Raw genomic sequence first — 18,186 nt, 5'->3', positions numbered from 1 at the left:
AACGAACGGGCTGCGCGGAAGCTTTAACTTTAGATGCATCCGACATTTCAACTGCGCCCCTTCTCTCGGCAAAGTGTTCGACTAAGCTAGAGCTGGATCCACGCCGTCTTGAGATTATGGTACTTGTCCATCGCATGCAGCGACTTGTCATGGCCGTTGCCCGACTGGCGAATGCCACCGAGCGGCACGGTGTTGTCGGCGCCGCCATAGGTGTTGACGTGGACGACTCCGGCCTTGACTCCCCGCACCATGCAATGGGCGCGCGACAGATTGCCGGTCCACACGGCTGAAGCGAGACCATAAGGCGTGGCATTGGCAATGCTGATTGCCTCTGCATCGTCATCGAAGGGAATGATGGAGAGGATCGGCCCGAAAACCTCCTCTTTGGCCAGCGTCATCTCCGGCGTCACGTCGAAAACGGTCGGCTGCATATAGAAACCGCCGGTGTCTTGAAGAATGCGCCCGCCGCCGGTTCTCAGTCTTGCGCCTTCGGACAGCGCCTGGGCGGCGAAACCGAGGTCCTTCTCGAGTTGGATCTCGCTGGAGATGGCGCCGGATTCCGTCGAGAGCAGCAGCGGATCGCCAACCTTTATCTTTTCGGCAATGGCTGAGATCCGTTCTGCGAAGGCATCGTGGATCGACCGCTCGACCAGGAGCCTCGATCCGGCAACGCAAACCTGCCCCGAATTTCTGAAGATGCCGAGCGCCGAGACCTTGGCGGCCTGTTCGAGATCCGGCGCATCCGCGAAGACGATGTTGGGCGATTTGCCGCCAAGTTCGAGATAGACCCGCTTCAGATTGGATCGCGCCGAATATTCAAGCAATCGGCGTCCAACGCCGCCGGACCCCGTGAAGGCGAGAACATCGATATCCCCATGCAGGCCGATCGCTTCGCCGGTGACCGCGCCGCGGCCGGTGACGACATTGAGTACACCTTCCGGCAGGCCCGCTTGCGCACACAGTGCTGCCAGTTTCAGGAGACTGAGCGATGCGCCTTCGGCGGGCTTCAGCACCACGGAGTTGCCGGCTGCCAGCGCTGGCGCAATCTTCCAGGCACCGATCATCATCGGGAAATTCCATGGCACGATAGCGGCGACGACGCCGACGGGTTCGCGGTGGATGAGGCCGAGAACGCTTTCGGAGGTGGGGGCAATCTCGCCGTAGACCTTGTCGAGGGCTTCGGCGTAGTAGCGGAAAGTGGCAGCGGCGCTGCCGGGCTCGGCTTTCAGGGCCATGCTGATTTCCGTACCGTTGTCGCGCACGCCGAGAACCGCCAATTCCAGCGCATCACGCTCGATCAGTTCGGCGATCCGGAACAGGATTTTCTTGCGCTCGCCGGGCGCTGCCTTCGACCACGCGCCCTTCTCGAAAGCGGTGCGCGCAGCCCTAACGGCGAGATCGACATCCGCCGCCCCGGCATCGCCGATAGTCGTCAATTTCGATCCGTCGATCGGCGAGATGACATCCATTGTCGCGCCGCTTAAAGGTGTACGCCACTCGCCGCCAATGAACAGCGATTGCGGCGAGACGACGCTCGAGCGGAGTTGGTCAATCTTGTCCTGCATCTCAATCTCCTTACGAAAGAGATGGCGGACCAGCGTCCGCCATCATGATCCAGATATGTCAGGCTTCCTGTCCGGCGCCGAGCCGGGCAAAACCGGCAGCATCTTCCGACTTCAGACGGGCAGCTGCTATCAAGCCGACAATGGCGGCAATCACCACCAAGCCCGGCAGAAGCACGGCGAGCACACCGCTTGCGCCGGCGATCGCGCCGAAATTCACGGTGATATAGTAGACTAGTCCCAGAAGGATGATGCCGGTGATCACCGGGAGGACCTTGGTCACCAGGACGTTGCCTTCGAGGCCGGGATTGCGGCTGAAGAAGGCAACGATGGCGAATGCGGTAAAGGCCATCAGCAGGATGATGGCAAGTGTGCCGACGTTGGTGAGCCAGGAGAAGAGGGCAAGCACCGGATCCTGGCGGGTAAAGGCGAAGAGCGCGATGACGAGAACGGCGATAATCGTCTGGATCACCGAACCGACATGCGGGCTCTGGAATACGGGGTGGGTGACGCCGACGGATTTGGGCAGCAGACCTTCGCGGCCGGCGACGTACATGTAGCGTGCGACACCGTTGTGGAAGGCGAGCACGCCGGCAAACAGGCTGGTGATGAAAAGCACGTTCATGACCAGGACGATCCAGTGGCCGACATAGCGTTCGGCAAGGCCGAACAGGAACGTCGTTGGATCGGCAAGGCCCTGCAGTTCCGGGACGAGTTTGTCGGCGCCGGCGCCGTTCACCATCAACCAGGAGGTCAGCATATAGAAAAGACCGATGATCACCACCGAGATATAGGTCGCACGCGGCACCGTCTTGTGCGGCTCGCGAGCCTCCTCGCTGTAGATGGTGGTGGCTTCGAAGCCGATGAAGGCGGCAAAGCAGAAAAGGATACCGATGGCCGGCGTGCCGCTCATAAACGCGGTGGGTGTGAAGGCGACAGCCGAAAGGCCGCTGTCGCCGCCCTTGAAGAAGATTGCGGCGTCGACGATCAGCACCACGAGATATTCCAGGATGACGAGAACCGTCAGCACCTTGGCCGAAAGATCGACGCGGCGATAGCCGAAAACGGCGACGATCGCGATGCCGATATAGGTCCAGACCCACCAGGGTAGTGTCAGGCCGAGGCCCGCAAAGAGACCCGAAGTTGCCGCGCCGAACAGGCCGAATACGCCGATCTGCATGGCATTATATGCGAGAATGGCGATCAGCGCCGCGGCACCTCCCATCATGCCGCCCAGCCCCTGGGCGGTATAGGCATAAAAGGCGCCGGCATTGCGGATGTGGCGGGCCATGGCGACGTAGCCGACCGCGAACAGCACCAGGATCGCCGTGACCAGCAGGAAGGTCAGCGGGATGCCCGCGCCGTTGCCGAGCATCATCGACAGAGGCACACCGCCGGCGACCGCCGTGAGCGGCGCTGCGGCCGATACCACCAGAAATGTCACGGCACCGACGCCGAGACTGTTTTTGCGCAGCTGGTTTTCACCTGCGCCTGTTGAGAGTTGATTGTCCATTTTGCTCAAGTTCCCCTTGTTGCAACTATCCGATTGCGCTCCGGGAAAACGCGTCCTCCCAAAATCGCCGTCATTTTCAAACCGGACTAATCTGCCGCGTTTTTTCTTTTGCTCTTGGCCGCGCGCAGGTCAGCGCATATGGTTCACATATTGAACCATTGCTTCAAATATAGACTTGCAAATAACGGCTACACCTGTCAAGTTATTTCGCATGTTAAGTAGTTTGTGCCGGCATAGAGGACCCGGCATCGACGGTGATGACCCAGACAGGTGTCCGTAACAAACCGACCGGTATCGAACGACGACCGGGCAAAAAAGGAAACCGCATGAGCACCGTCGGAAAAGCACTGTCCTTGCTGGACAGCCTGTCGCAACTGAACCACGAAGCGGGGTTGACGGATATCGCTCGTCTCTGCGACCTCGACAAGGCAACGGCCCGACGCCTGCTTGTCGAGTTGGAAAAGCATGGCTTCATCGAGCAGGATCCGGAGACGCGCAGATACCGGATCGGTTCAGCTCCGGTTCGCCTGGCGCGGATTCGCGAGGCGCGCTACCCGTTCCTGCGGGTCGCCATCCCCTTCGTAAGGGAGCTCGCTGAGAAGTCCGAGGAAACTGTTCATCTCGCCGAATTCAGCGGCAGCACACTTTCGACGATCCATGTCGAGGACTCACCGCGGGCCCACCGGGTCATCGTCGAGATCGGCACGCGCCTGCCTTTCCACGCCACGGCATCAGGCCTCGCCTATCTGGCTTTCTCCGATAAGAAGTACATCGAGTCGTCCCTGTCGCAGCCGCTCGAAGCCTTCACCGAGCACACCGTGACCGACCCGGCCGTGGTCCAAAAAATGATAGACGAAACGGTCGCGCGCGGATTTTCCATCAGCAGCCAGGGTCTCGAAGTCGGCGTCGTCAGCACCGGCGCTCCCATTCTTTCGCCGACCGGTCAACCGATCGGCTCCATCACCATCGCGGCGCCGCTGGCGCGCGCGCGCGCGGCCACTCTGGCGGGCTTCGGCGCAGCCGTCGCCGACACAGCCAAACGTATCTCAGAAAAATACTACGGGCCGGAAGGGCCTTCGGGAACAAAAACGCAAACAAAGAGGACCGGTTGAATGAGCCCAGCAGAGCCTTCGCCAGAACAAACACGCCTGCCCAGCATCCTTGTGATTGGAACCGGTGACACCAAATCCGACGAGCTTCAGTTCATGGCAGGCATCATCCGCGATGCCGGCGCAGAACCGGTCATGGTCGACGTCAGTATCTTATCAGATCCGCCTTACACACCTGATTATTGCCGGCACGACATCGCCAAGTCGGCGGGAACCTCGATCGAAGCGATCATTAACAGCGGCGACGAAAATTCAGCAATGGCGCTGATGTCGACCGGCGCTGCGGCTCTCGTCAGAACGTTGCATGCGACCGGAAAGGCGGATGGCATCATTGTTCTGGGCGGCTCCATGGGTACGGACCTTGCGCTTGACGTGGCGGCCGCCCTGCCGCTCGGCGTTCCCAAATTCGTGGTCTCGACGATTGCCTATTCGCATCTCGTGCCGCCGGAGCGCATCGCCCCGGACCTGATGATGATACTTTGGGCCGGCGGACTTTACGGATTGAATGATATCTGCCGCGCCGTGCTTTCCCAGGCCTGCGGCGCCGTCGTCGGGGCTGCCCGCTCCAGCATGAAGCCCAAGGCGGACCGGCCGTTGATCGGAATGACCTCCCTCGGTTCCACCTGCCTCAAATACATGAAACACCTGAAGCCGGAGCTCGAAAAGCGCGGTTATGAGGTCGCAGTGTTCCACTCGACCGGCATGGGCGGACGGGCCTTCGAGGCGATTGCCGCGCAGAAAGGCTTTGCCGCGGTGTTCGACTTCTGCATGCAGGAAGTCGTCAACCACCAGAATGGCACCGTCGTCACCTCCGGTCCGGACCGCATGGAAAATGCGGGCCGCTCCGGCATACCGCAGATCGTCGCGCCCGGCGCGGTCGATATGGTGGACCTGCCCGCATGGCAGCCGCTGCCGGCAGCACTTGCCGAGCGACCTTATCACGCACACAACCGGCTGATCGGCTCGGTCACCACCTCGCCTGAAGGACGCCGGGCAACGGCTGCGCTGATCGGAGAAAAGCTTGGCGGCGCGCAGGCGCCGGTCGCCCTTATCCTGCCGCTCGAAGGCATACAGGAATGGGACCAGCCGGGTGAACCGTTGCATGATCCGGTAGGCCTTTCGGCCTTCATCGATGCGGTGCGCCTGGCCCTCCCCCCATCCGTCGCCCTGCATGAGGTCGATGGTCACATCAATTCCCCCCAATTCTCCACAAAAGCCCTCGCCGTATTCGATGCGTGGGTTGCACAGGGCATCATCCCGGAAGGCAGGCCATGACAGGTGATCGCGCACTCATTCTCGATTTCGGCGGCGTCGTGACCCGCACGCTCTTCGAAACGCACGACGTCACCGAGCGGGCGCTTGGCCTTGCCGCCGGCACGCTCACCTGGCGCGGTCCGTTCGACACGACGACCGATCCACTCTGGGTATCGATGCAGAATCGCGAGATCACCGAACGCGACTACTGGATGACACGCACTGCGGAAGTCGGCCGGCTGGTCGGCGAAGAGTGGGCCGACATGAAGACCTTCGTCCAGCGGGCGCGCGGCGCCGATGCCGATCTCGTGCTGCGTCCGGAGGCGGCAGACGCCATCACCCGCGCCAAGGCCGCTGGCCTGCGGCTCGCCATCCTTTCGAATGAACTCGATCTTTTCTATGGTGTCGAATTCCGCAAGCGCTTCCCGCTGATCGATCTCTTCGACGTTATCGTCGATGCCACCTACACGAAGATCCTGAAACCGGATCCGCGCGCCTATGAACAGGTGATCGCCGAAGTCGGGCTTCCGCGCGAAGCCTGTGTCTTCGTCGACGATCAGCTGAAGAACATTGAGGGCGCTGCCGCCGTCAAACTTCCCAACGTCCATTTCGACGTTACTCGCCCCGCGGACGGCTACGCCCGCGCCCTTTCCATGATCGGACTTTGAACTAAAAGGATCACGCCATGCGCGAAACCAATTTCCTGACCGAAAACAACGCCCGCCACGTCTGGCACCCGATGGCGCATCCGGCCGACATGCTGGCCAACCCACCGCGCATCATCAAGGCGGCTTCCGGTGTCGAAATCACCGATATCGACGGCAAGACGGTGCTGGATGGTGTCGGCGGGTTGTGGAACGTCAACCTCGGCTATTCCTGCGATCCGATCAAACAGGCCATCCGTGACCAACTCGAGGAACTTCCTTATTATTCCGCCTTTCGCGGCACTACCAATCCGCCGCTGATCGAACTGTCTTACGAACTGGCTGAGTGGTTCAAGGAAGACGGCCTCAGCCGATCCTTTTTCACCTCGGGCGGCTCGGATTCCGTGGAGACGTGCCTGCGGCTTGCCCGCCAATATCACAAGGTGAACGGCCAGCCGGAGCGCACCAAATTCGTGGCGCTGAAGAAAGGCTATCATGGGACCCATTTCGGCGGCGCCTCCGTCAACGGCAATGCCAACAACCGTCGCAACTACGAGCCGCTGCTCCCGGGCGTTTCGCACCTGGCGGCTCCCTATGGCTACCGCAATCCCTTCGGCACCGACGATCCGGCTGAAATCGCCGCGGCCATCGGTCGTCAGTTCGAAGACGAGATCGCCTTCCAGGGCGCCGATACGATCGCCGCCTTCATCATGGAGCCAGTTCTGGGTGCCGGCGGCATCATGGTGCCGCACGAAACCTTCATGCCGCTAATGCGTACCATCTGCGACAGAAACGGCATTCTTCTGATCGCCGACGAGGTCATCACGGCCTTTGGCCGCACCGGCGCCTGGACGGGATCACGCCTGTGGGGCACCAGGCCCGACCTGATGTCGACCGCCAAGGCGATTACCAACGGCTATTATCCCTTCGGTGCGGTAATGATTTCCGACAAGATCGCGGAAGCCTTCGAGGCAAACAAGAACACCGTCGGCACCATCGGCCATGGCTACACCTATTCCGGCCACCCTGTGGGTGCAGCGGCGGCGCTGGCGACGCTCAAGGAGACCAAGCGCCTCAACGTGGCCGCCAATGCAGGCGCGCGCGGCAACGAACTGCTGGCCGGTCTGAACAGACTGAAGGAAAAACACGAACTGATCGGCGACGTGCGCGGCAAAGGGCTGATGTGCGCGCTGGAACTGGTGACGGATCGCGCGACAAAGACCGGCGCGCCGAAGGATGTGGTCCAGCGCCTGCAAGACGCGGCCTACGACGCCGGCGTGATGGTGCGTACCTCCGGCTCCAACGTGATCATCTCGCCGCCGCTTATCATCACCACGGCCGGTGTAGATCGGATCCTCGCCGCACTCGAGGCAGGCCTGACAGCTGCCGCGGGAGGCAAATGACATGGCCGAAAACGCAGCACTTCTCGCCCGTCGCGAACGCCTTCTTGGCCGAAACATGTCCACCTTTTATGACGAACCCGTGCAACTGGTGCGTGGAGAAGGTGTCTGGCTGTGGGACGCGGACGGCCGGAAATATCTCGATTGCTACAACAATGTGCCGCACGTCGGCCATTGCCACCCGCGCGTGGTGGACGCGATCACCCGGCAAGCGTCGACGCTGAATACCCACACGCGATACCTGCATGAGGGCATCCTCGACTATGTCGAGCGGCTGACATCGACGTTCGACAAGAGCCTCAATACTGCGATCATGACCTGCACCGGCAGCGAAGCCAATGACATCGCGTTGCGCATGGCACAGGCGGTCACGGGAAAGACCGGTGTTATCGCGACCAACCACACCTACCACGGCAATACCGCGGCCGTGTCGCAGCTCTCTACCCGTATGCCCCCCGTCGGCGGCTTCGGCGGTCATGTCCGCCACGTGCCGGCGCCCGACAGCTATCGGCCACTGGGTGGCATGCCCGGCGAAGCCTTTGCCGAGGCTTTCGCCGCTGAAGTGAAAAAAGCGATCGCTTCGCTACAGAGCAGCCCGCACGGCTTTTCGGCGCTCATCATCTGCCCGTTCTTTGCCAATGAGGGATTTCCCGACCTGCCCACGGGCTTTCTCGACAAGGCAATCACTGCCGTGCGCAAGGCGGGAGGGCTTGTCATATCCGACGAGGTGCAGCCGGGTTTCGGGCGCACTGGCGGCCATATGTGGGGCCACCAGCGCGCAGGCTTCGTGCCCGACGTGGTGACGCTCGGCAAGCCGATGGCCAACGGCCATCCGGTCGGCGGCGTCGTCGCCAATGCCGACACGCTGAACGCCTTCCGCAAGGCCTTTCGCTATTTCAATACCTTTGGCGGCAATCCGGTTTCCTGTGCTGCGGCCTTGGCGGTTCTCGATGTGATCGAAGATGAAGGGCTAATGGAAAACGCCCGGACCGTCGGTGCCTATGCGCAAGACGGACTCAAGCGCCTGTCCGAGAAACATGACGTCATCGGCAACGTGCGTGGCAGCGGCCTGTTCTTCGGGGCGGAGCTTGTTCTCGACCACGAGAGAAAGACCCCGGCGCCGGACATCGCCACAAAGGTCATCAATGACATGCGCGCGCGCGGCGTTCTGATGGGCAAAATCGGGGTGCATCAATGCGCGACCAAGATCCGGCCACCCATGCCATTTTCGAAGGAGAATGCCGATTTGATGCTTTCCACGCTCGATGACGTTCTGTCCGGATTGTGACGGCGGCCATGTCGGAACATGAAACTACCTCTTTCATGGAGGCGCTGAGTGCGCGGGCATGCGAAGCGCTTGCCAGCTGGGAGCTCGGCGCCCAGATACCCCAGCTACTGAAATACCGGGAGAATGCGGTATTCCGGGTGACGCTCAGGAGCGGCGAGCCTGCAGCCCTGCGGCTGCACCGGCCTGGCTATCACAATAAAAGTGCATTGGTCTCGGAACTCTCCTGGATGGCAGCCTTACGCGAGGCGGGCCTGCGCGTTCCGGCACCTGTTTCCACGCCGGACGGACGCCAAACCGTGGCACTTGCGGCAAATCCTGAGTTCGGTGAGCAATACGCCGACATTGTAAGCTGGATGACCGGCAGCCCGCTCGGCCAATCAGGTGTTCTTCTCGCGCATTCCAGGGAGCGCCTCGTCGTTATTTTCCGCCTGCTGGGTGAAGCGATAGCCCGGATGCACGCAGCCACCGATGCCTGGAGACCACCGGCCGACTTCCACCGCCCGACATGGGACGGCGATGGTTTGCTTGGCGGGCAGCCGCTTTGGGGCCGATTCTGGGATTGTGCGGGACTGTCGCCGAATCAGGCGATGCAATTATCGGATCTCAGGCTTTTCCTGCGGGAGAAAACCGATGCACTCCGCCATCTCGACTATGGTCTCATCCATGCCGATCTCGTCCGGGAAAACGTGCTCATAGACGGCGATCATGTCGAATTGATCGACTTTGATGATGGAGGCTACGGCTGGCGGATGTTCGACATCGCCACAGCCTTGTTCAAGAATCGCGGCGAGCCGCACTACGAACTCATCAAGGCAGCTTTGATCGAGGGATATCGCGGCGTGCGGTCGCTACCGGACAGCGCCCTTGAAACCCTGCCACTCTTCATGGTTCTGCGCAGCATCACTTATATCGGCTGGATCGGTGAGCGAATTGGGACGCCTGATGCGGCAGAGCGGCTTCACCGCTATGTAGCCGATGCTCTGGCGCTGGCAGACAGCCTCCAAACCGGCGCCAGCAGATAGGAGCGCAGGCCGTGCTATTTGTTCAGCGTCGCCAGTTCGTCGAGCATGTCGAGCAAGGTATCGATGCGCTCGCGGCCGAACCGCTGCTCAAGCGCGGTATAAATCATCCGACTGTCGGGACTGACCTCGTTGATGATCTTCAGTCCCGCGGCCGTGATCTGCAACAGTATCCGGCGGCCGTCTTCAGCATCCTTGCTCTTGGTGATGAAGCCGCGCTCCTCGAGAGACCGAATGATCCGCGTCAGGCTGGGAGCAAGGATAAAGGCCCGTTCGGACATCTCCGATGCATCCAGTGTTCCGGCCTCTGCCAGAATGCGAATGACGCGCCATTGCTGTTCCGTCACATCATGCAGCGCCAGCATGGGCCGGAAGTGCCCCATCACCGCTTCACGCGCCCGAAGCAACGCAATCGGCAGCGAGCGGCGTGTATCGCGGGGCAGCAAGGCATCCTGCATTATGCCGTTATCGTCAGGGGATTGTTTGGTCATAAGGGTTCTATGGATCAATTTCTTGAACCGCGCAACGTGGCCGGCAGACACGATGCCCTTGACAGAGCCGGCAAAATATTTAACATGTTAAATATACTGAGGTCGTGGCGCGGGGAGGAACGATGCCGCATTTCACCATGGATTATTCGGCTAATCTCGACGGAAAAGTGGACTTCGCCGCGCTGTGCCGTGTTGTCCACACCGAGATTCTCGGCACGGGTCTGTTCGAGACCGGTGCCGTGCGGGTGCGCTCCATCCGGTGCGAAGCCTATGCGATTGCCGATCTGCTCGATGAAAACGCCTTCATCGATATGTCCTTTCGTATCGGCGAAGGTCGTAGCCAGGAAGACAAGCGGCGGACTGGCGAAGCGATCTTTGCCGCCGTCACGGAACACCTCGGAAAGTTGTTCGAGACACCGCACTTCGCCCTCACCCTCGAGATCCGCGAAATCGACCCGGCGCTGAGCTGGAAGAAAAACGCCATCCACCCGCGCCTGCGCAAGACAAACGGTTAGCGCCGCAGCGAGTGACCGCAAGCAGGACACATCGGAGAAAAGCATGTCGACACTTGAAGAAAACATCGCAAAGGCCGAAGCCTATTTGGCTCACTTTCGCAAAGACGGCGTACTGAACCATATCGCTGGCGAGGCCATGCCTGCAGCCGATGGCACCACGTTCGACATCATCTCTCCGGTCGATCTGAAGGTTTTGGCAAAGGTGGCACACGGCAAGGCGGCGGATGTGGACCGGGCGGCACAAGCCGCAAAAGCCGCCTTTCCTGCCTGGGCCGCGATGTCGGGCGACGCGCGCAAGAAACTTCTCCATAAGATTGCCGATGCGATCGTGGCACGTTCCGAAGAGATCGCGTTCGTCGAATGCATGGACACCGGCCAATCGCTGAAATTCATGGCGAAGGCAGCCCTTCGCGGAGCCGAGAACTTCCGCTTCTTCGCTGACCGCGCCGTGGAAGCCCGTGACGGCAAAACGCTGCGTGCCGATGGTCAAGTCAACTTCACCAGCCGTGCACCGATCGGACCAGTCGGCGTCATTACGCCATGGAATACACCCTTCATGCTGTCGACCTGGAAGATAGCACCGGCGCTCGCTGCCGGGTGCACCATCGTCCACAAGCCGGCGGAGTTTTCACCGCTGACGGCACGGCTGTTGGTCGAGATCGCCGAAGACGCGGGCTTGCCGAAGGGTGTCTGGAATCTCGTCAACGGCCTCGGCGAGGACGCCGGCAAGGCGCTGACCGAGCATCCCGCCATCAGAGCGATCGGCTTCGTCGGCGAAAGCCGCACCGGCTCGATGATCATGAAACAAGGCGCCGACACGCTGAAGCGGGTGCATTTCGAACTTGGCGGCAAGAATCCCGTCATCGTTTTTGCCGATGCAGACCTTGAACGTGCCGCCGATGCTGCCGTCTTCATGATCTATTCGCTGAATGGCGAGCGCTGCACCTCGTCTTCCCGCTTGCTGGTGGAGGAAAACATCTACGACCGCTTCACGGCGATGGTCGCCGAGAAGGCCAAGCGCATCAAGGTCGGCCACCCCCTTGATCCAGAAACTGTGGTCGGTCCGCTGATCCACCCCGTGCACGAAAAGAAGGTGCTGGAATATATCGAGATCGGCAAAGCCGGCGGCGCGACGGTTGCCGCTGGCGGCACGAAATTCGAAGGGCCGGGTGGCGGATGCTACGTATCCCCCACCCTCTTCACCGACGCCAACAACCAAATGCGTATCGCGCAGGAAGAAATCTTCGGGCCGGTTCTGACCGCGATCCCGTTCAAGGACGAGGCCGATGCGCTGGCGCTTGCCAACGACGTGCAATACGGGCTGACGGGCTATCTCTGGACCTCGGATATCACCCGCGCTTTCCGCTTCACCGATGGCCTGGAAGCCGGGATGATCTGGGTGAATTCGGAAAACGTCCGCCATCTACCGACCCCTTTCGGCGGCGTCAAGAATTCCGGTATCGGCCGTGACGGCGGCGATTGGTCCTTCGATTTCTACATGGAGACCAAAAACGTTGCTTTCGCCACCAAGGCGCATGCGATCCAGAAACTCGGCGGCTGAGTGCACCGGACACCTATTGAATTTGGAGGAGAACCCTATGCCCCTGCCCACACCAAATCTTTATCCGCCCTTCAACATCGTGCGCCTCAGCCATGTCGAGCTTGCCGTGACCGACCTTGCGAAATCGCGCGCCTTCTACGTCGACACGCTCGGCTTGCAGGTTACCGACGAGACGGCAGACACGATCTATCTGCGTGCGCTCGAAGAACGAGGGCATCACTGCATCGTCCTGAAAAAAGAAGCGGCCGCCGAAGCACGCGATCTCGGCTTCAAAGTCTTCTCCGACGAGGACCTCGATAAGGCCGAGCATTTCTTCAAGGGCAAGGGCCTGCCGGTCGAATGGATCGAGCGGCCCTACCAGTCGCGTACCTTCCGTACCCGCGATCCGCATGGCATTCCGCTGGAATTCTATTCGAAAATGGACCGCCTGCCGCCGATCCACCAGAAATATGCCCTCTACAGAGGCGTAAAGCCGCTCCGTATCGATCACTTCAACTGCTTCTCACCGAATGTCGACGAAAGCGTTGCCTTCTACAATGAGATCGGCTTCCGCGTGACGGAATACACTGCCGACGAGGAAACCGGGAAGCTCTGGGCGGCATGGACGCATCGCAAGGGTGGCGTCCACGACATCGCGTTTACCAACGGTCGCGGTCCGCGTTTGCATCACACCGCGTTCTGGGTTCCGACGCCGCTCAACATCATCGACCTGCTCGATCTGATGGCGACCACCGGTTGGCTGCCCAATATCGAGCGCGGCCCCGGCCGTCACGGTATTTCGAATGCCTTCTTCCTTTATATCCGCGATCCGGATGGCCATCGTATCGAGATCTATTGCTCGGATTATCAGACGGTCGATCCGGATCTCGAGCCGATCAAATGGGATCTCAAGGATCCGCAGCGCCAGACGCTCTGGGGAGCTCCGGCGCCGAAATCCTGGTTCGAGGAAGGCAGCACATTTGCCGGCACCGAGATGCGCGATTCCGTGCTGAAGGCCCAGCCGATCGTTGCACCCTGAATTTCCCCAGCTGGGCGGGCGCGAAAGCGTCCGCCGTCTTTTTAACGCTTGGTGAGGAGCCAGCCATGAAATTGCAAGATCCTTCCTTGTTCCGCCAAGCCGCTCTTGTCGGCGATAATTGGATCGAGGCCGATCCGAACAACGCGATCGAGGTGAACAACCCGGCGACTGGCGAGATCATCGGCCGGGTGCCGAAGCTGGGCGCCGCCGAGACCAGGACGGCCATTGAGGCTGCCCGCGTGGCCCAGAAGGGCTGGGCTGGGCGCACTGCCAAGGAACGCTGCGCGATCCTGCGCAAATGGTACGAGCTGATGATCGAAAACAAGGACGATCTTGGCCGTATTCTGACCCTGGAACAGGGCAAGCCGCTGGCGGAGGCGACCGGTGAAATCGTCTATGGTGCGAGCTTCATCGAATGGTTTGCCGAGGAAGGCCGCCGCATCTACGGCGACCTGATCCCCGGCCACCAGCCCGACAAGCGCATCATGGTGATGAAGCAGCCGATCGGCGTCGTCGCGGCAATCACGCCGTGGAACTTCCCCAATGCGATGATCACCCGCAAGGCCGGTCCCGCCTTTGCCGCCGGCTGCGCCATGGTGCTGAAGCCTGCCTCGCAGACGCCGTTCTCGGCGATCGCGATTGCGATCCTGGCAGAACGCGCCGGCTTGCCGAAGGGCCTCTTCAGCATCATCACCGGCTCGGCCGCGGCCATCGGCGCCGAGATGACCTCGAACCCGGTGGTGCGAAAACTGACCTTTACCGGCTCGACCGAAATCGGCACCGAACTCTACAAGCAATGCGCACCAACGATCAAGAAGCTCGGCCTCGAGCTTGGCGGCAATGCGCCCTTCATTGTCTTCGACGATGCCGACCTCGATGCTGCGGTCGAAGGCGCGCTGATTGCCAAATACCGCAACAACGGCCAGACCTGCGTCTGCGCCAACCGCATCTATGTCCAGGACAGCGTCTATGATGCCTTCGCCGCGAAGCTGGCGGCGGCCGTCGGCAAGCTGAAAACCGGCAACGGCTTTGACGAAGGCGTCATCCTCGGACCGCTGATCGACAAGGCCGCCCTCGCCAAGGTCGAGGAGCATATCGCAGACGCGGTGGGCAAGGGCGCGCGCGTCGTGCAAGGCGGCAAACGGCATGCGCTGGGCGGCACCTTCTTCGAGGCGACCATCTTGGGCGAGGTCACCAAGGACATGGCGGTGGCGCGCGAGGAAACCTTCGGGCCGCTGGCGCCGCTGTTCCGTTTCAAGGACGAAGCCGACGTCATCGAGCAGGCAAACGACACCGAGTTCGGCCTCGCCTCTTACTTCTACGCCAAGGATCTGGCTCGGGTATTTCGTGTGGCCGAGGCGCTGGAATACGGCATGGTCGGCGTCAATACCGGCTTGATCTCGACAGCTGAAGCGCCGTTTGGCGGCGTCAAACTGTCGGGTCTCGGCCGTGAGGGCTCGAAATACGGCATCGAGGAATTCACCGAGATCAAATATGTCTGCCTCGGCGGCATCGGCTGAACTGAATAGGAAGAAAAACGATGTCCCACCCGAAATTTGTCAGCTTTACCCGCAACGACCACAGTGGATACGGCGTTCTTGCCGGAGATGGAATCATTGACCTTTCCGCCCGCCATGGCGCGAAGTGGCCAACGCTGCGCGAGGTGATTGCCGGCGGCGCGCTGCTGAAGCTCGCCGAGGAAGCGGCGGCCTTGGAGCCCGATTTCCCGGTGTCGGACATCCGCTACGAAATCCCTGTTCCCGCCCCGGAGAAGATCATCTGCGTCGGCGTAAACTTTCCCGACCGCAACGAGGAATACAAGGATGGGCAGGCAGCGCCTTCCAATCCCTCCCTGTTCATTCGCTTTCCGCGCTCCTTCACCGGCCACGATCAGCCGCTGATCCGACCGCCGGAAAGCCCGCAGCTCGACTACGAAGGTGAAATCGTCATCATCATCGGCAAGGGCGGCCGGCGCATTCCCGAGGCTGAGGCACTATCCCACGTCGCGGCGCTGTCTCTGTGCAATGAGGGCACGATCCGCGACTGGGTCCGCCACGCCAAGTTCAACGTCACCCAGGGCAAGAATTTCGACCGCACCGGCTCGATCGGCCCCTGGCTGATCCCGTTCACGGACGAGGCGCAGATCGCCGACATCAGGCTCGAAACCCGCGTCAACGGAGAAGTTCGCCAGAGCGACCGCACCAGCCGGATGATCTTTTCCTTCCGCAAGATCATCAACTACATCTCGACCTTCACCACGCTGGTTCCCGGTGATGTGATCGTCACCGGCACGCCGACCGGCGCCGGTGCCCGCTTCGATCCGCCGATCTGGCTGAAGCCTTGCGATGTCGTCGAGGTCGAGGCCGATGGTATCGGCATCTTACGCAACACGATCGCAGACGAGGTTTGACCATGTTGACACCCGATGAGATCCGCCAGGCGGCCGAACGGCTTGACATCGCAGAGCGGACACGCGTCCAGACCGGTCTCTTGTCGCTGCAGTACGCCGGCATGACGATGGACGACGCCTATGCGGTGCAGTCGGCCTGGGTCAAGAAGAAGGTCGCTTCCGGTCGCAAGGTGATCGGCTGGAAGATTGGCCTGACCTCCAAGGCGATGCAGTATGCGCTGAACATCGACATTCCCGACTCCGGCGTCCTGTTCGACGACATGATGTTCGAGGACGGCGAGACGATTGCGAAGGATCGCTTTATCCAGCCACGCATCGAGGCGGAAATCGCCTTCATCATGAAGGCGCCGTTGAAGGGGCCCAACGCCACGGTCTTCGACGTGCTCAATGCCACCGACTATGTGACGCCGGCGCTGGAAATTCTCGATACGCGGATCCTACGTGTCGATCCGGACACGAAGAAGGCCCGTACCATCGTCGACACGATTTCCGACAATGCGGCCAATGCCGGCATCGTGCTCGGCGGACGCATGGTGCGACCCGACACTGTCGACATGCGCTGGATGGGCGCAATTGTCAGTCGCAACTCCGAGGTCGAGGAAACCGGTCTGGGGGCCGGAGTTCTCAACCAGCCGGCGCGCGGCGTTGCCTGGCTTGCCAATCGGCTGGCTGAATATGGCGACGGCATCGAGGCGGGCCAGATCGTCCTTGCCGGTTCCTTCATTCGCCCGGTCGAAGCACGCCACGGCGATACGATCGTTGCCGATTTCGGACCCTACGGTACCGTTAGCAGCTATTTCGCATAGGAGAGATGCCCATGCCGGCGCCAAAAAACATATTCAAGGCGGCCTTGACGGAGAAGCGTCCGCAGATCGGCCTCTGGCTAGCGCTCGCCAACCCCTATACGGCCGAAATCTGCGCAGGCGCGGGCTATGACTGGTTGCTGATCGATGGCGAGCATGCGCCGAACGATATCCCTCTGATGATGGCGCAGTTGCAAGCGCTCAAGGGTTCGCCGAGCCATCCGATCATCCGGGCGCCGATCGGCGAGCCCTGGCTTTTGAAGCAGATCCTCGATATCGGCGCGCAAACCGTGTTGGTGCCAATGGTCGAGAGCGGCGACCAGGCCAAGGCAATGGTGCGCGCCGTGCGTTACCCGCCGCACGGTATGCGTGGGGTGGGCGCGGCCCTCGCCCGCGCTTCGGCATTCAGCCGCATTCCCGACTATCTGCAGACGGCCAATGAGGAGATTTGCCTGCTGCTGCAGATCGAAAGCCGTGCCGGATTGGCCGCACTCGATGACATCGCCACCACCGCCGGCGTCGACGGTGTTTTTATTGGACCAGCCGATCTTGCCGCCGACATGGGCCATCTCGGCAGGCCTGGCGATGCCGAGGTGCAGCAGGCAGTTGAAGCGGCGCTGATCCGCATCCAGTCGCACGGCAAGGCCGCGGGCATCCTCACGGCTGATCAGGCATTGGCCAAGCGCTATGTGGAACTTGGCGCCACCTTCGTCGCCATCGGCAACGATGTTGGCCTTTTGGCAAACGGTGCTTCACGCCAGCTCACCGATTTTCGCAACGCTGGCGCGACCACCGCCAGAAGTTCGGGCACGGCAAAGGTTTACTAATACGCGTCGCATTCTTTCAGCTTCGCTGCTGACGCTTTAGATCTTTGGTTTCCCCCATGTCGTGGTCGCAAAACTGCTGCACAGTTTTGCGGGGTATGCTCAAGATGCTGCTACCCTCTGGATAAGCCCCTGAAGCGCGGCGAGCTGTTCTGCGATCAGCCGCCGTGTCGTCTCGTCAGTAAGCTCGCCCTGCGCCGAGATCTTGCTGGCTGCATCTGCGATCATGATCTCCGGCTTGTTCAGCACGAATGCATCGAGATAAAGCAGCACCTGTCTCAGGTGGTATTGCGCCCGCGCACCGCCGAGCATGCCGACCGAAGCCGTCTGGATCGCGACCGGCTTGCCCGAGAACGGCGGCGGAGACAGCCGTGATAGCCAATCGAGCGCATTCTTCAAAACGCCGGGGATCGAGTAATTGTATTCCGGTGTGACGAACACAACGGCATCCGAAGACCGGATGATCTCGGCCCAGTCGCGTACGATGGCGGGGCAGCCCTGAGACTGAATATCCGCATTGTAGTGAGGAATACCTTCCATGCCGTCCAGCGGGCGGAAGGAGATCCCGGTTGGCGCAAGTGTCGAAAATTCCCGCGCGATCGCCGCATTGAACGATCCTTGGCGAAGACTTCCGCAGATTACCGCGATGCTGATTGTATCGGTCATTTTCCCTCGTTCTTATTCACCTGTCAGCGATGACATTGCCTGTTTCACGCCTCTTGCGCGAACGGTAACGTTCGTATAAAGAACATATATGTTCAATTAACGGATATTG

At 60.9% G+C, this 18,186-nt stretch carries 17 protein-coding genes; 13 read left to right on the top strand and 4 right to left on the bottom strand.

All coding sequences use genetic code 11. The features are described 5' to 3' along the window. Positions 1-86: 86 nt before the first annotated feature. Both RLEG4DRAFT_RS08865 and RLEG4DRAFT_RS08860 read right to left on the bottom strand, forming a co-directional pair. A complete protein-coding gene (locus RLEG4DRAFT_RS08865; RefSeq protein ID WP_003577053.1) occupies positions 87-1,565 on the bottom strand; it encodes an aldehyde dehydrogenase in 1,479 nt (492 codons plus the stop codon). Positions 1,566-1,623: 58 nt separating this feature from the next. After that, on the bottom strand, positions 1,624-3,075 hold the full coding sequence (locus RLEG4DRAFT_RS08860) for an APC family permease (protein ID WP_003577052.1): 1,452 nt from the start codon (positions 3,073-3,075) through the stop codon (positions 1,624-1,626). Positions 3,076-3,401: 326 nt separating this feature from the next. On the opposite strand from RLEG4DRAFT_RS08860, the gene RLEG4DRAFT_RS08855 reads away from it, so the two are divergent. Genes RLEG4DRAFT_RS08855 through RLEG4DRAFT_RS08830 form a run of 6 tightly spaced genes read left to right on the top strand, consistent with a single transcriptional unit; the run spans position 3,402 to position 9,792 of the window. Next, a complete protein-coding gene (locus RLEG4DRAFT_RS08855; protein WP_003577051.1) occupies positions 3,402-4,187 on the top strand; it encodes an IclR family transcriptional regulator in 786 nt (261 codons plus the stop codon). Next, positions 4,188-5,459: a Tm-1-like ATP-binding domain-containing protein gene (locus tag RLEG4DRAFT_RS08850; RefSeq protein ID WP_003577050.1), complete on the top strand. Its 1,272-nt coding sequence runs from the start codon at positions 4,188-4,190 to the stop codon at positions 5,457-5,459. Then, complete coding sequence (locus tag RLEG4DRAFT_RS08845) at positions 5,456-6,106, top strand: HAD family hydrolase (protein WP_003577049.1); 651 nt, start codon at positions 5,456-5,458, stop codon at positions 6,104-6,106. Before RLEG4DRAFT_RS08850 ends, RLEG4DRAFT_RS08845 begins: the two co-directional genes overlap by 4 nt. Positions 6,107-6,123: 17 nt before the next feature. Continuing rightward, positions 6,124-7,485 carry an aspartate aminotransferase family protein gene (locus RLEG4DRAFT_RS08840; RefSeq protein WP_003577048.1) on the top strand — a complete coding sequence of 454 codons (1,362 nt, stop codon included), beginning with the start codon at positions 6,124-6,126 and terminating at the stop codon, positions 7,483-7,485. A gap of 1 nt (position 7,486) precedes the next feature. Beyond that, positions 7,487-8,770: an aspartate aminotransferase family protein gene (locus RLEG4DRAFT_RS08835; RefSeq protein ID WP_003577047.1), complete on the top strand. Its 1,284-nt coding sequence runs from the start codon at positions 7,487-7,489 to the stop codon at positions 8,768-8,770. Positions 8,771-8,778: 8 nt separating this feature from the next. Then, the gene (locus tag RLEG4DRAFT_RS08830; protein WP_003577046.1) at positions 8,779-9,792 is read left to right on the top strand and encodes a phosphotransferase enzyme family protein; all 1,014 of its coding nucleotides are present in this window, start codon (positions 8,779-8,781) and stop codon (positions 9,790-9,792) included. Between the two features lie 14 nt (positions 9,793-9,806). Here RLEG4DRAFT_RS08830 and hpaR read toward each other — a convergent pair whose 3' ends face one another. Beyond that, complete coding sequence (gene hpaR / locus RLEG4DRAFT_RS08825; RefSeq protein ID WP_051040888.1) at positions 9,807-10,280, bottom strand: homoprotocatechuate degradation operon regulator HpaR; 474 nt, start codon at positions 10,278-10,280, stop codon at positions 9,807-9,809. Between the two features lie 122 nt (positions 10,281-10,402). Here hpaR and RLEG4DRAFT_RS08820 point away from each other — a divergent pair, with 122 nt between their 5' ends. From RLEG4DRAFT_RS08820 to hpaI, 7 genes are all read left to right on the top strand, one after another. Further along, positions 10,403-10,795 (top strand): 5-carboxymethyl-2-hydroxymuconate Delta-isomerase, encoded by a 393-nt coding sequence (locus RLEG4DRAFT_RS08820; RefSeq protein ID WP_003577044.1) that lies wholly within the window; start codon positions 10,403-10,405, stop codon positions 10,793-10,795. A 43-nt stretch (positions 10,796-10,838) separates the two neighbouring features. Continuing rightward, entirely contained in the window at positions 10,839-12,356 is a 1,518-nt protein-coding gene (hpaE, locus tag RLEG4DRAFT_RS08815; RefSeq protein ID WP_003577043.1) for a 5-carboxymethyl-2-hydroxymuconate semialdehyde dehydrogenase, read from the top strand. Between the two features lie 37 nt (positions 12,357-12,393). Then, the gene (hpaD, locus tag RLEG4DRAFT_RS08810) at positions 12,394-13,374 is read left to right on the top strand and encodes a 3,4-dihydroxyphenylacetate 2,3-dioxygenase (RefSeq protein ID WP_003577042.1); all 981 of its coding nucleotides are present in this window, start codon (positions 12,394-12,396) and stop codon (positions 13,372-13,374) included. A 65-nt stretch (positions 13,375-13,439) separates the two neighbouring features. Then, on the top strand, positions 13,440-14,894 hold the full coding sequence (gabD, locus tag RLEG4DRAFT_RS08805; RefSeq protein WP_003577040.1) for an NADP-dependent succinate-semialdehyde dehydrogenase: 1,455 nt from the start codon (positions 13,440-13,442) through the stop codon (positions 14,892-14,894). 20 nt (positions 14,895-14,914) lie between these two features. Further along, positions 14,915-15,784, top strand: coding sequence for a fumarylacetoacetate hydrolase family protein (locus RLEG4DRAFT_RS08800; protein ID WP_003577038.1), 870 nt, complete (start codon positions 14,915-14,917; stop codon positions 15,782-15,784). A 2-nt stretch (positions 15,785-15,786) separates the two neighbouring features. Further along, on the top strand, positions 15,787-16,590 hold the full coding sequence (hpaH, locus tag RLEG4DRAFT_RS08795) for a 2-oxo-hept-4-ene-1,7-dioate hydratase (RefSeq protein ID WP_003577036.1): 804 nt from the start codon (positions 15,787-15,789) through the stop codon (positions 16,588-16,590). 11 nt (positions 16,591-16,601) lie between these two features. Beyond that, the gene (gene hpaI, locus RLEG4DRAFT_RS08790) at positions 16,602-17,414 is read left to right on the top strand and encodes a 4-hydroxy-2-oxoheptanedioate aldolase (RefSeq protein WP_003577035.1); all 813 of its coding nucleotides are present in this window, start codon (positions 16,602-16,604) and stop codon (positions 17,412-17,414) included. Between the two features lie 99 nt (positions 17,415-17,513). On the opposite strand, the gene RLEG4DRAFT_RS08785 is transcribed toward hpaI, so the two are convergent. Next, entirely contained in the window at positions 17,514-18,077 is a 564-nt protein-coding gene (locus RLEG4DRAFT_RS08785) for an NADPH-dependent FMN reductase (RefSeq protein ID WP_003577032.1), read from the bottom strand. Positions 18,078-18,186 lie beyond the last annotated feature (109 nt).

It is taken from the genome of Rhizobium leguminosarum bv. trifolii WSM2297 (assembly GCF_000271845.1).
This window is presented reverse-complemented; position numbering and strand designations above follow the sequence as displayed.